Annotated in this window: 9 protein-coding genes and 1 pseudogene; all 10 read right to left on the bottom strand. The window is 51.6% G+C overall.

Going from position 1 to position 14,167, the window contains the following annotated elements; all coding sequences use genetic code 11:
* The coding region (locus JRG72_10155) for a hypothetical protein (protein MBW2135566.1) at positions 1–576 on the bottom strand (576 nt) is incomplete at its 3' end.
* Complete coding sequence (locus JRG72_10160) at positions 539–1,426, bottom strand: hypothetical protein (protein ID MBW2135567.1); 888 nt, start codon at positions 1,424–1,426, stop codon at positions 539–541. The genes JRG72_10155 and JRG72_10160, both read right to left, overlap by 38 nt.
* Positions 1,423–5,502 carry a protein kinase gene (locus JRG72_10165; protein MBW2135568.1) on the bottom strand — a complete coding sequence of 1,360 codons (4,080 nt, stop codon included), beginning with the start codon at positions 5,500–5,502 and terminating at the stop codon, positions 1,423–1,425. The genes JRG72_10160 and JRG72_10165 overlap by 4 nt, the downstream gene beginning before the upstream one ends.
* A 223-nt stretch (positions 5,503–5,725) precedes the next feature.
* Entirely contained in the window at positions 5,726–8,668 is a 2,943-nt protein-coding gene (locus JRG72_10170; GenBank protein MBW2135569.1) for a type I restriction endonuclease subunit R, read from the bottom strand.
* Between the two features lie 146 nt (positions 8,669–8,814).
* A pseudogene (locus JRG72_10175) lies at positions 8,815–9,099 on the bottom strand (nucleotidyltransferase family protein).
* Between the two features lie 120 nt (positions 9,100–9,219).
* On the bottom strand, positions 9,220–9,558 hold the full coding sequence (locus tag JRG72_10180; GenBank protein MBW2135570.1) for a DUF86 domain-containing protein: 339 nt from the start codon (positions 9,556–9,558) through the stop codon (positions 9,220–9,222).
* On the bottom strand, positions 9,555–9,845 hold the full coding sequence (locus tag JRG72_10185) for a nucleotidyltransferase family protein (protein ID MBW2135571.1): 291 nt from the start codon (positions 9,843–9,845) through the stop codon (positions 9,555–9,557). Before JRG72_10185 ends, JRG72_10180 begins: the two co-directional genes overlap by 4 nt.
* A 148-nt stretch (positions 9,846–9,993) precedes the next feature.
* Positions 9,994–11,427, bottom strand: coding sequence for a restriction endonuclease subunit S (locus tag JRG72_10190; GenBank protein ID MBW2135572.1), 1,434 nt, complete (start codon positions 11,425–11,427; stop codon positions 9,994–9,996).
* A complete protein-coding gene (locus JRG72_10195) occupies positions 11,424–12,032 on the bottom strand; it encodes a hypothetical protein (GenBank protein MBW2135573.1) in 609 nt (202 codons plus the stop codon). Before JRG72_10195 ends, JRG72_10190 begins: the two co-directional genes overlap by 4 nt.
* Positions 12,033–12,074: 42 nt before the next feature.
* The gene (locus JRG72_10200) at positions 12,075–13,556 is read right to left on the bottom strand and encodes an SAM-dependent DNA methyltransferase (GenBank protein ID MBW2135574.1); all 1,482 of its coding nucleotides are present in this window, start codon (positions 13,554–13,556) and stop codon (positions 12,075–12,077) included.
* Positions 13,557–14,167: the final 611 nt, after the last annotated feature.

Below are 14,167 nucleotides of genomic sequence, written 5' to 3' on the forward strand. Positions count from 1 at the left end.
CAACATCTGAATCCCTAAAGTATAATAATTATCATCCTGTCGCCGGGGGTTGCCGGATAACAGGCCTGATTCCAGATTACGCCTGGTAATGGAAAAAAAGAACTTTAATATATTGCTTTGCAGATCATATTGATTGGCGGCCAGAAGTTCCACCAACCGATCAAAAGGCGGCATCGCGGGGTCATTGGCAATGCTTTTCATATCTTCCGGCCATTCGCCATCTTCCTGCTGGTACTGTTGAAGCCCTCTCAAAGCCGGCCTGGCACTGCCCTGGGTTTCGTTATAAACCTCTTTAAACGAAGGCTGACGTCCCAAAGCCAAGGTCTGTAAAAATTTTATACCGGTTAATTGACGCAGTTGTCTTAATTCCGGTATATCAGTGGCGGGCATGAGATAATAATCCAACAACCGAAAGCCGATCATGGTGCGCAATTGCCGGAGTATCCAGTCTTGATGTCGTCTAAAAGATTGTCTTGCCAATTCCCTGCTTTTGCGCACCCGCCCGCCAGTCAGATCCGGATAGATATCCGGTTCCCAATCATGCCAGCGGCGGTTCCCAATCATGCCAGCGGTCATCCAGCCATTCCCCTGTGTCATAAAGATAGTTGGAAGCGGCGAAATGTTTAAGGGAGTAAATCGTCAGGTTCAAGGCTAACAGGCAGAGCAAATAATCTCCCAGGACCCGTACCGGTACTACAGGTGGAGCATAGGCCCGCAAAAACAGGGAAAAGTCCTCCCTGAATAACCGGGCCTGCTTGGGACATAATGGTTCAAAACCGGAAATCTCTCCCTTTCTGTCGGCCGGTTTGCGTAATCCCTCAACTACCCTTACGGCCAAGAGAGCTTCGATATCTAAATCAACTGAATTATCATAGGTGTCTAAATCCGCATTAAGGAAAAAATGTGGGCGAGGATGGGTAAGACCGACGCCGAAGATCTGCCAAAACAAGTTCTGGGGAGATTGCAGGGGAAAGATATTTTCATCTCCCAAAGGAGCCGTGTCCGGTTTTTGGTGTAAAATGGCCGCCAGAAATTCAGGAACTGATCTGGTATTTGCCCAATTGGTTGGTAGGTCAACCCGATAGGTCATAAAGTGCAAGGGGCGGACGCTCATGACTTTTTCTGTGCCAGCGCGCTCAATGAGACGCAATACGCTGGCTTTCAGCCACTCTTCCAGAATCCTCCGGCTATTATCATCATCAAAACCGATAAACTTGTCTTTCCTCTGGGATAATTCTGCGGCCACATCTCTGGCCGTTCGTCCCGCCCAGTCGCCTCTGCCCCGGCGTCTGGCCGTGCGGGTCAGATAAAAAAAACCTGGAAGAATATCCTCCAAAAAGAAATCGTTATAATAAATCCGCATGGCGGGCTCATAGCGCGCCCCCTTGAGGTACTTGAGTTCGTTGGGGATTTGGAGCTTGCTCATGACATCGCCTCCAGAATAATGCGGCGGGTGCCCTCCTGGAGTTCCTGTCGGGCGCGGTAAGAACCCAGGCTGGGATGCAGCAGACAGACTTCTTTGGCCGGCATGGCCAGCAGCCGGTTTTTAAAGAGTTCCAGGTTGGCCGCTACTCCTTCCAGTTCGGCCGACCCCAAGCGATACCCCTCGGCAAAACGGATCAGCAGTTCAAAAAGTTCAGCGGAAATCTCCAGAGTGGGATCGGCTTCAGGGCCATACTGGAGCAACATCGCCGTGGGCAAAGCGCTCAATATTAAGGCCTGGGTCTCAGAGCTTTCCCAGGTCAGGCGGAATTTCTCCAGTTCGAAAAGCCGGACCACAATAAGCTCAGTTTTAGGACTGGCCGCAGTGCGCACCGCCAGATAGCGATCCAGCAGGTCCTCCGGCACATTATCCGTGAGAGAGATACCTCGGCATACGAGTCGGCATAAGTCATCGGGCAGTTCATATCGTCCTTGCCGGAAAGCGGTTAGGTTCTCCACCCACTTTGGAAAGCTGCGGAAAGGGGTCATCTCCAACCAGGAATATGCCCTTGCATGCCGTTCCTCTTCTGGGGATTTTCCCTCAAAAAACAGGCGGCGGCGGACTTCCGCAAAACCCGAGAATGGATTTTGATCACTTGGTATCTCCGTGATCCATTTCAAAGCACGATGGGGCATCCGGTCCGCGGCGCCGGTAAAAAGGTCTTCTAGACGTTCCGGGGATTTCAGTGAGGAAGCGATAAACCTGTCCAAGCGCGGGTTATCCACTTTTCCCGGATCGAAATCCACCAATTCGGCCAGGAGACGCCCACCCCGTTCTCCGGTGGTGAAAACCCGTTCAAAATAGAGTTTTCTTTTTTGCCGTTTCATAAATTCCTCGAATCGGCTTTCACCTGCATCTTCCTTCTGAGGCGCCTCTTCCAACTCTTGGTGAATTTCTTCGCAGGGTTGTTCACCAAAAATGATATAGGCCAACATAGATCTCAGTTCACGAATAGTAATATGCAGACGCCCCTGGCTGTGGACAATAGCCAGGAGAGTTTTAAGGCGTTCCCGCACCTGGGCCCCCAAAACCGGATTCCGCAAAGTTTCAACATGAAACCGCACATGACAAGAAGGCGCGGCGCGGCAACTTTGACAAATTTGCCAGGGGTCATCTGCGGGTTTAAATTCGCCCCAACCGCCCATCAAAAGAGCTGTGAGGATTTCATCAAAAGCGCTTTGCAGATTGTCCCCTGCTACCAGAGACCTACGGTTAAGGTCCACCAGAACGATTTCCGGGTGCGGCTGGCCCAGCTCGGGATCAAAGAATCGAGCAAGGTGATCAAGAAGCCAGTTGGATTTCTGTTGTCGATCATTTAGAAACTCTAGCAAACGACCATCATTGATAGCCAATAGTTGGGTGCGTCCCAGGGTGGCTGCCAAGTCTGGAATTTCTCCAGCATTGACCAACGGATCAAACAGACGCTCCAATACTTCCTCGCTGGACAGACCCCGCAGACTATCGGCGGCGGAGCCATCCAGAACGCACTCATAAGTCCACCCGCCATGTTCCAGGATCCAATGATTCAAAGGCAGAAATTCGCCTTCAAATCCCAGTCTAAGAGCCAATTGTTGCAAAAACGCGGTTTTCCCATCTCCAGGATTGCCAGCCAGGATTACCAGGGCAAACCGATGATTAAGAATTTTTGGCATTAATTCACGGTCCAGATCGGTGGGCACATAAGTAGCCCGGGCAAAAGGGCTATCTAGACCTCGATTCTCAGCATTGCAGGCTCCCAGGTTATAAACTTTTATGGCTTCGGTCAGATAGGGGACTATCCCCCGTTCTTGTTGTATTAAAGGCGCTTTGTCTCCCAGTTCGGGACAAGCCACTAAAGCCTGCCGGAACTCTTGGGCATTGGCAAATCTATCCATGGCTTCCGGGGCGATGGCCCGGCGCAATACTTCGAGAAGTTCTCGGCTGGCCAGATTGGTAGATGAAAAAAAGTCCTCTCTGATCTTCTGCTTATTCCAAACCCCTCCCTCACAATCGTAGGGCAGTTCGCCAAAGAGCAGTGCACAAAGGACCAACCCCAGGGAATAAACATCGCCACTGGGGGGCCAATCAACATTAGGGAGATCGCGTTCCGGCGGGCGATACGGCGCGGTGCCGACAATTCCCCCTAAAGGGCCGGTTCCTCCCAAATACGCTAGGCCGAAATCAATCAAATACGGCTGATCCTTATCGATGATGATATTGGTCGGACTAATGTCCCCATGGTAAACCGCAGGATTGCGAGTTTCCATATAGGCCAAGGCATTGGCCAGAGCCATAGCCCATTTGGCAACCTGGGGAGCGGAGGTCCTTCCCTGAGCGATAATATCCCGGCAAGATTTGCCAGGAACATATTTCTCCAGGAGATGGTAAGAGGACTCAGGCGCGGTCCTGACATCAAAGGCCCTGATGATATTGGGATGATCCAGAACACTCAATGCATTAAAGGCCCACCTGGCCGATTCCAACAGTTCCGGATAGCGCAACACCTTAGCCACATATTCTTGGGAATCCTCCTCATGCCTAGCCACGCGGTAGGCATGAAAACAGCCACCGGTGCCCAAATAGCCTAAGATGATATAGTCTCCTATCTGGGCTCCTTGAGGTAAGGGATGCAGGCTTGGCTTAGGTCTGGGCAAAGAGATCGGTTTATGTTGGAGCAATTCCTCCAAGAGGTCCAGCGCTTCGGACAAGTTTTTTAGGCGCTCTTTAGAATCGTAAGCTACCATCAACTGAATCAAGGCTTGGAGATCATCTAATTTGACCAGATCAGACAAGTCTCCCCAAAAGTGCAATTCCGGCTCGGGGTCTTGAGGTTGACGAGGGCGGTTCCCAAAAGGTTTAGCGCCAGAAAATATCTCAAATAAAATCACCCCTAAGGAGTAAACATCTGAGGCCTCGCTGGCGTTGTGTAAGGATTCCGTGACTTCTGGAGCTTGGTAAGGCGATTGGGGAAGGTCATCAAGAGGGTGGAGCGAGGAGGTGGGAAGCTTAGACAACTCAAAGCCAGTGACAACGAAGTCGTAATCCGTTTGATAAAAATATATGTTTGCCGGGGTAAGTTGCCGATGAATTACTTTGGCATCATGGAAGCTTTTCACGATCTCGCATAGACGCTTGGCTGCCGCCAGGCGGTTTTCCGCAGACCATTCCACTTCTGCCAACCTTGAGGCCAAGGAAGGTCCTGAAGGTAAATCCAATGCAAAGAAATAAAGGTCTCCCCCATATCCGGAAACTTCCTGGAAGCTCTCTACTACCCTGACCACCCCCGGAATATTGCGCAATTTTGATAAGGTCCTACATTCCCGCTCAGCCCGTTTTTGCCATTCCTCTCTGGAATGGGGCTCAGGTAGGTAAGAAAAATCATAAAGTTTCAGAAGGACTTCTTCCCCGAATTTCTCCCTTTCGGCCCGATAGGACTGCACCACCGGGCCAGCCGCAAGTTTTTCCAGAAGACGATAATGACTGATCCTTTGAAGTCGCTGTTTGATACGGGCCACTACTTTTTCCCCAGCGATAAGCCCTTCGATTAGCTCTCTTTCGTGGGGTGATAGTTTTTTGCCTTGACATGAGACTTGGCCAAAAAAACTATCAACATCGGCCAACTGGCAGACATGGGCTGAAATCCGTGAATCATTCACCCGCAATTGAACATCAGGCGCTGATAGGATAACGACGCCCTCCACCCAAATGGCCGACAATCTGGAATCCATGGTGGCCAGTTTGCCCTTGAGCATCTTAGCGGCATGTAGAATATTGTTTAGGACCCGTTCCCGGGCGGTGCCGTTTTCAAAAATCCATGTGTGCTCGTCGCCGGTGATGGGACCAGTAAACCCTTTTTCATCCACTGCCCAGACACAGCGGTCGCCAACGATAATAGCGTCGATCTCTCTAGTAAGTTCCCCGGTGGTTACCTGGACATTGCCAAATATCACCCAGTCCACCGGCAATTTCTTTTGAAGATATTCTAAGGTTTTCTTTTCGCCGCGCGTGACCGCCTCACCAAGAGAGATTAATTTTGCCATGCTAGTTCTCCACCGATTCAACTAAATCCTATCAGGCCGCCCTTCGCCCCCCTACCGTACCACTTGCAATGGTTTTAGCGAAAACAAGCTGTACAGTTAATATTACCTACGTGTGGTTCAGACAGACGCCTAAAGTTCATAGTCTAAGGCTTGGCCTTCCGGAAGGGACGGCCATAACTATTCAGTAATATTATTATTGCGTTTCTTTACCTGAGCTATAATGCTAAATTCCGGTTTCCTCATAGGTGATCGCGAAGTTAGTATCTGACAGCCACTTTTTGAACCCGGGGTTATCGCTGAACTGCTTGAACAGCTCGGTGTGGTCCGACAGCATGCCGATGATTACCTTCTGCAGCGCTCGGTCGTGTTCCAGCCGGGCTGCGGCTTTGTCGGAGTTTTTCATGGCATTTTGGTAAGCTCTATCGGCTGCCACCAGCGCCGGGATTTCCTCAGAAATAACCTGCCCAATCCGGTCCTTGTCCTTCCAGTCAATGTTGCCAAACTGGTCGTTGAACGCCTTGATAATGTTGCTCAGTTTGTCAAGTTTGGGTTCGGGTTTCCTGCCACCGCCGCTGGCCGGCACCGGTCCGATCTCGGCGTCTTCATCGGGCAAGGCGATTTTCAATGATTCCTTGACTTCGACGCGGTAGCTGTCCATATCTATGGTTTCGAGGATGCCTTTGGACAGGTCATCCTCCTTCGGGGCTGGCAATTTCGGGATGAGGAAGTTTAAGAATATCGATAACTTCTCCCATTCGGCATTCGAATAGGGCAGGATCGAGGCCAGGAACTGATAAGTCCGCACGAAGGCTTTGGCTTTTCCTTTAAAGTCGACTTGGCCGTCCTCGTCGAGGTCACTGTTATACACGGCCACGCAGGCGTCAAGAATTGGGTCCAGCTTCTCCCGGTCTGCGCCCCCGAGGAATAGCTCAACCAGTTGCTCTACCTGGGACCAGGCATAGACCTGGTAGCCATCAAGCGTCGCCTTCAAGTCATGCAGTTTGTTCGGGTCGGTCTCCTCGCTTAGTATCGTGGTGCGGTAATAGTCGGCAAAGGCCTTGGTGATGGTGTCCACATCATTCAAGAAGTCGAGCACAAAGGTATCGGTTTTTTGGGGGCGCGCCCGGTTCAACCGTGATAAAGTCTGCACTGCCTTAATACCGGCCAGCTGCTTATCCACGTACATAGTGTGCAACAGCGGCTCATCGTAGCCGGTCTGGAACTTTTCCGCCACAATTAAAAAGCGGTAGGGGTCTTGCTGGAACTTTTTTTCGATCTGACCGCTGGGGAATCCATTTAATGATGCCTCGGTAACTTTCTGACCTCCGTAGTCATGCTCGCCGGAAAAGGCCACAATGGCCTCATAGGGGCTTTTGCGCTCTTTTAAGTAAGCCTTAAAGGCATGGTAATATTGGATCGCCCGCTCAATGCCGCTGGTGACCACCATGGCCCTCGCCTGGCCACCGATTTTTCTTCTCCCTATTACCATGTCATGGAAGTGGTCGATCATGATCTCGGCTTTCTGCCGGATCGCATGTTCATGCGACTCCACGTAGCGCCGCAGTTTTTTCTGGGCCTTTTTGGTATCGAATTCGGGATCGTCCTCTACCGTCTTCATCAAGCGGTAATAGCTGTCCACCGGTGTATAGCTGGCCAGCACATCCAGGATGAAGCCCTCCTGAATGGCCTGCTTCATGGTGTAGCTGTGAAAAGGCCGATGCCTGACCTTATCCCCTTCGGGCACCGGCTCACCAAAAATTTCCAGGGTCTTGTTTTTGGGAGTGGCGGTGAAGGCGAAGTAACTGGCGTTGGGCAGCATCTTCCGGGCCTCCATGATCCGGTTGATTCTGTCCTCGTAGTCTTCCTCCTCCTGTTCGCCGCCATGTTCGGACAGCACCATACTCATCTTGGCAGCGGTCCGCCCGCCTTGGCTGGAGTGGGCCTCATCAATGATAATGGCAAATTTCCGGCCCCGGTGCTCATCGCCGATCTCGTCTAAAATGAATGGAAACTTCTGGATGGTCGAGATAATGATCTTCTTGCCACTCTGGAGGAAGCGCCGCAGGTCGCCGCTTCTTTCGGCATGGCCCACCGTGGCCGACACCTGGGCAAACTGCTTAATCGTATCCTTGATCTGCTTGTCCAACACCCGCCGGTCGGTAACCACAATTATGGAGTCAAATTGCGGCTGGCCGCCGTCCTTCAGGCCGATAAGCTGGTGTGCCAGCCAGGCGATGGAGTTGCTCTTGCCGCTGCCGGCCGAGTGCTGGATCATATACCGTTTGCCCACGCCGCTAACCTGCGCGTCGGCCAGGAGCTTCCGCACCACGTCGAGCTGATGGTAACGGGGGAAAATCTGCTTCAACTTCTTCCGCCCTTTGTCGTCCCTCTCCTCCACGATCTGGGCATAGTTCTCGATGATGTCCGTCAGTCCGGTCTTGGTCAGAATCCGCTTCCAGAGGTAATCCGTCTTGATGCCGCTCTCATTGGGCGGGTTGCCGGCCCCGTCCTGCCAGCCCTGATTAAAAGGCAAAAACCATGAATCCTTGCCCTTCAGGTGGGTGCACATCCGCACTTCCTGGTCATCCACCGCAAAATGCACCATACCGCGGCCGAACTGAAACAGCAGTTCCTTGGGTTCCCGGTCACGCTGATATTGTTGCACTGCGTCGGCCACGGTCTGTTTGGTCAAGCGGTTCTTTAGCTCAAAGGTGGCCACTGGCAGGCCGTTGATAAAGAGGCAGAGGTCCAGAGACAGTTGGGTCTCGTCCTTACTGTAGCGCAGTTGCCGGGTGATACTGAAGATATTGGCGGCAAACCGTTGTTCGGCCTTGACATTGCCGGGGGTAGGGGTGCCGTAGAACAGGTCCAGGCTCAATGGCCCATGCTTGATCCCGCGGCGCAGCACGTCGATGACGCCGCGTTTGGCGATCTCGCCCTGCAACCGGTGCAGGAATTGGTTGCGTTTGGGACTCTCTTGGGCTAAATCTAGCGCAGCCGCCGCCTTGGGCTGGGTGGCCTCCAGGAAGGACTTAAGCTTGGCCAGGTCCACCGCATGATCGCGGTCATAGTCCTCGTTGCGACCCGGCTGGTAACCGGCCTCATGCACCAAGGAATGGACGATGAGGGCCTCTAGACCGGCTTCGGTGGTGTCAGTGACAGTCATTAGGCTTTCTTAATTCATCAAGGTCGGGCTGCTGGCCGGACCCGGTCACTGATTGTCAAAACGCAGTTTTGTTCAATGTTTGATTATTATTTCAATTCCTTAATTATCTGCTCAATCTCTCAGCTAGACGCCGAGAGCTCTTTTCTTCATAAGATGGCCAGCTCTTCCTGTAAGATGATCGGTTGCAGCCGGAGTTTAATGGTTTTGTATTACACTAGATCGACCTTGCGTCCCAAGGCATCTTCCAGCTCATGCTTCAAACGGATAAATTCAAACAGACTTATGGTCTTTCCGGTCTCCACCAGGATATCAATATCGCTGGTTCCGGTCATTTCCCCCCGGGGCCAGGAGCCAAAAAAACCCGCCCGTTTGATCCCATAGCGGTGCGGAATAAGCCGGACAATGTTTTTAAGATGCTCAAGTTGGTTAATAGCTGTTTTTCATTATTGTCCCAGGATTTAGGAGTATCGTGCCCGGCGACCTGTTGATGGCGGCCATGGACATCTGTCCGGGTAGCTAAGCATAAACGAGTTTACGGTTTGGCACCGATTTTAACCGGTTAATTTTTGCCGCAGCATGTCCATCTGGCCTTTGAGCTCTGGCACATCCAATTGCACGATGTTCCAAATTTCCTCCAAATCAATGTCCAGATAATCGTGCACCAGGACATTGCGCAGCGCGATGATACCCTTCCAGGCTACTTCCGGGAAGGTTGCTTTGGCGCCATCTGATATGTGTTTAATGGATTCCCCTAAGTTTTGGAGACTCCGCAGCACGGCATATTGGATCAAGTCGGAGGAGAAAAACGCCTCTTTGCCCGTGGCAGTGAATTTTTCAATACGGTCGATCTCTTCGATTACCTTGATGACATAAAAGGCGTCATCTTTCATAACGGCCTGGCCTCTTGCAACACCCGGTCGCGGATATACCAATGCAGCGCTTTTTCCGTGACCACATCCACCCGGCAACCCAGAAGACTCTCTAGATCGGCGATCAGACCTCCGGGAAACCAGGGGGTCCGGTGGGGACCAGCCTCGATGAGCAGGTCCAAGTCGCTGCCCTCCCCGGCCTCCCCCCGGGCCGCGGAGCCGAACACCCGGACGCTCCGAACCCCGTGTCGACTAGCGATCCTGAGAATCTCCTCCCGCTTTTCTTGCAGCAACTGTTCTACAGACATCGACATCAGTGACTTCCTCAGGCATTATTATATTCCTTAAGCGATCCTTAGATCGCTCAAAGAGATTCTGTCAATCATTGTCGCATTGGTTCTAACCTCTGTCAACTATAGGAGAAAACGAACAAATCAATAAACTAGTGATGATGCCTCATTCTCTCAATTCCGCTGCTGCCATCTCCCCCGCCTCATCAGTGTCCAATTCCAACTCTTCCTCTTCACCGAGTTCCAGCAACTCCGATTCCTCCTCTTCCAACCTTGGTGCTTCCCCCTGCCATCCTCTCACGTCCAGCTTGCCGGTTACCACATCGGCAATGAGGCGGGTGCGGTACTCACGGATCAGGTCGATTTCGCGCTGGGCCTTTAAGACGGCAGCCTGAATTTGATTACACTGGTCACGAATGGAAATTACTATCTCCAGTTGCTCTTTAAGAGGTGGAACAAGGAAAAATGCCCCCTTTATTGCTTCTTGTGTAAGGCCATATCGGGTTACGCCTTTAGCCGCTAGACGAAATTGGACTGCGATCGATTCAGCAGAGAATGCTCGGGCCAAATACTCTCCATTGATCACTTCCTCCCTTGGGCGAATAACTGCCAGGTGATAGCCACAGACTACATCTTGGAGGCTTTCCGGTACATATGCAGAAACAGCGATATCTTGCCATTCTTCAGAGTCCTTCGTAATCAGGACGTCTCCCTTACGAAGCTTAAATGCCTCGATTTCAGGATCAGACGCGGTTCCCTGCATGAAATCAATATTTTCAGTGATGAAATTATTATGGTAAACATCTACATAGTTACATAATCGCACAGGCCTTTCTCCCTTTGCGATTAACTTATCAACACTGCTGAGACGTACTGAAGCCATATGCCGCAATCGCCTAACCTCCCAATGCTCCGGAATATCGCCCAGCCAATCAATGCCCGAGGGCTTGAGGGGCACATTAGGGTCCAGGCCCCGGGTCACGGCTTGGTTGATGATGGCCTGCTTCTGCTCGTTCAACACCTCGATAAGCCGCCGCCGGTTGCGCATTAAGCGCCTACAACGCTGATCGAAATCAAGCACGAACGTTTCAATTGCTTTCTGCTCTCTTGGCGGTGGGAAAGGTATCAGTGACCGGCTTAACTTAACGTAGTCGATATTCTGCCCCTGGCGTATGCCCGTTACATAAAGTTTTAAACCCTCAATAAAGAAACGTGACTTAAATAGAATTGCGAAATATCCGTGGTTCTCCTTCTTGGCTGGATAAAGTACTGTATAGGCAGGGCTTATGATACCTTGATGCCGGGCATATTCAATTCCACCTTGAAATGAACGGAGACTAATAACGAAATCGCCTACAAGCACTAATTTCAGGTTTTGTAAGTCCTTAATTGCCAGAACTGTTCGGTTCTCGTATTCTTCTTTGCGAACAACTCCTTTGGTCTGAGTAGCTGCAAGCAATGGCTCATCAGGGTAACCTCGAACATTACGTTCATGGAAAAGGTTCTTTGTTCGTACCATATCCCAGTGTGTTGGCACCCTCCCCAGCCACGGCACACCAGAATCTTTATATTCCGGATAAGGGCGCAGGTCCGCAATCACGCCGTTGCCTCTCCCAAGATCTGCTCCAACAGCCCCTCGCTTTCCGCCTTCAGGGCCAGCAGGTCGGCCCGGATCTCGTCCAGGGTCCTGAGCGGCTGCGGCTTATAGAAGTGCCGGGTAAAGGAAATCTCATAACCGATCTGAGTCTTGGCGGGGTCGATCCATGCGTCCGGCACATGGGGCAAAACCTCACGGCGAAAGAAGGCCTCGATCCCCCCTGATTCCAGTAACGGCACCTGCTCGGTGTCCCTCAAGCCGGTGTCGGGCTCGTACTCCACCACTCTCGCCTTGCCGTCGATCTCCACCTGATAAAAACCGTGAAGTGGGTCCGGTTCCACCTTGCCAGGCTTATGAACCTTCCTAATGACCGGGGCTGCCGCGGTCTCGGTCTGGGTAAGTTCCGACCTCAGCAGCTTTACGCGGTTGGTGGTTAGCTTGACGCCGTGCCAGTCGGCATCATCTTCCACGGCCGCCATCACCACATTGAAATCCAGATGCGGCCCCGGCCCGAGACGTTGGGCCACCCGCCGCATCAGGTTGGCCAGCGGCTCCTCTTTGGCGGTTTGACAGGCTTGGTCGAAGCGCTCCAGTTTTTGGGCGCTCAAGTCGGCGGCCAGGCGCAGCGGGCGTTCAACGATAATCTTCCATTAACCGAAAGCCTCATTGGGGAAAATCTTTGATTGCTCGGTCTCCTCGAAGGCCATAAACATGTCGGTGATCTGCTTTATGTGCGCCGCCGACAACTCACAATTCTTTCGGCCCAGATTCTTGCGCAGCGACTGATAGATGCCGGTGGCGTCGATGAGCTGGACCCGGCCCCGGCGGTGCTCCAGCTTGCGGTTGGAGATCACCCAGATATAGGTGGCAATGCCGGTGTTGTAAAACATGTTCAGCGGCAGGGCGATGATGGCCTCCAGCCAGTCGTTTTCGATAATCCAGCGCCGGATATTGCTCTCGCCCTGGCCAGCGTCGCCGGTAAACAGCGATGAGCCATTGTGGACTTCGGCGATACGGCTGCCCAACGGCGTCTGGTTATTCATCTTGGTGAGCTTGTTTACCAGAAACATCAGCTGGCCGTCACTGGATCGGGTGATCAAAGGAAGTTCCTCCCCTCGGTGTTGGACGATAAAGCGGGGGTCAGCCAGGTCTTTCTTACCGCCGAGGCGCTCCAGGTCGGTCTTCCAGCTCTTGCCATACGGCGGATTGGATAGCATGAAATCGAACTCCAGGGCCGGAAAGGCATCGGAGGACAGGGTAGAGCCAAACTTAATATTTTCAGCGGCCTGGCCTTCACCTTTGAGCAAAAGATCGGCCTTGCAAATGGCATAGGTCTCGGGGTTAATCTCTTGGCCGAATAAATGGATGGAAACTTCTTTGCCATGCTCCCGGGCTAGTTGATAAAGAATTTCTTCAGCCACAGTGAGCATGCCGCCGGTGCCGCAGGCCCCATCGTAAACCCGGTAAGTGGCATCGCAGATCTGGTCGGCGACCGGCCGGAGGATCAGGTTAGCCATGAGCCGTACTACATCCCGAGGGGTGAAATGCTCCCCGGCTTCTTCGTTATTTTCTTCGTTGAACCGACGGATCAGCTCCTCAAAGATAGTACCCATGCCATGATTGTCCAGGCCGGGCAGGCGCACCTTACCGTCCTGGTCATATACCGGTTCGGGGCTGAGGTTGATATCATTGGTGGTAAATTTCTCGATCAGGCTGCCCAGGATATCAGTTTCGACCAGCGTCGATATCTGGTTACGGAACTTGAACTTATCCAAAATCTCCTGGACATTGGGCGAAAAGCCATCCAGATAGGCCTCGAAGTCGGCTTTCAGTTGGTGCTGCTTGGCCCGGGCCCGGAGATCTTTAAGGGTGAACGGCGAGATGTTGTAAAAAGCATTTCCGGCTTCATGGCACAGGGCATCTTTTTTGGTGGCAATGCCTGCTTCATCGAGCTGCTTATTGAACTTGAGGACGGCTTCCTTAGTTTTTTCCAGCACGGCATCCAGCCGGCGGATAACCGTCATGGGCAGAATGACATCACGATACTTGCCCCGGACATAAATATCGCGCAGCACATCATCGGCAATATTCCAAATGAATCCAGCAATCCAGTTAAGATCTCCGTAAGGCATGCCTGCCTTCGTGTGGCTCTCAGCTTCTGATTATTGCTTTTCGGCGAAGCTACCTATTTTTTCCTCGAAATTATTATTTATTTCTATAATCTAACATGGACCAGCTAAAATCAGGGAAAAAACCCGTCTCCCGTCACTGCTCATTAACTCTCAGGCTTAAAGGTATTATTTGAAAAGGTTTAACTAGTGGAAAATTGTTATTATTATAATCCAATCCTGTCCTGAAATCCACTAAAATTGACATTTGGTTATGCTTGGTGTCGGTTTAATATGTTGGGATGCCCCAGGGGCATTTCAGGGCATCCCATAATTCGATTTTAGCATTTTTGAAGCCGATAACGAAAGGGTTCCATTGGTCACAGCACAGATCTAATTCCGTTGGACAGGATTGCTGACGAGAGCTTTGAAACCCCTTCAATTCTCGGGAGTCAAATGGGTCAGTCGATTAAACTTTATGAGGAACGAGAGTCCCTAAAAAAGCAAGTAGAAGAGGTGAATCCGGAGATTATCAGTCAAGAGAATAATTATTAATGATATTAGACTATTAACTTTTTTTGTCGTCACTACAATATGGGGTCTTGCAGATTTTGGTGATGGGGCGGGGGCACCTC

Source organism: Deltaproteobacteria bacterium, assembly GCA_019309545.1.
Taxonomy (GTDB): Bacteria; Desulfobacterota; Desulfobaccia; order Desulfobaccales; family Desulfobaccaceae; genus Desulfobacca_B.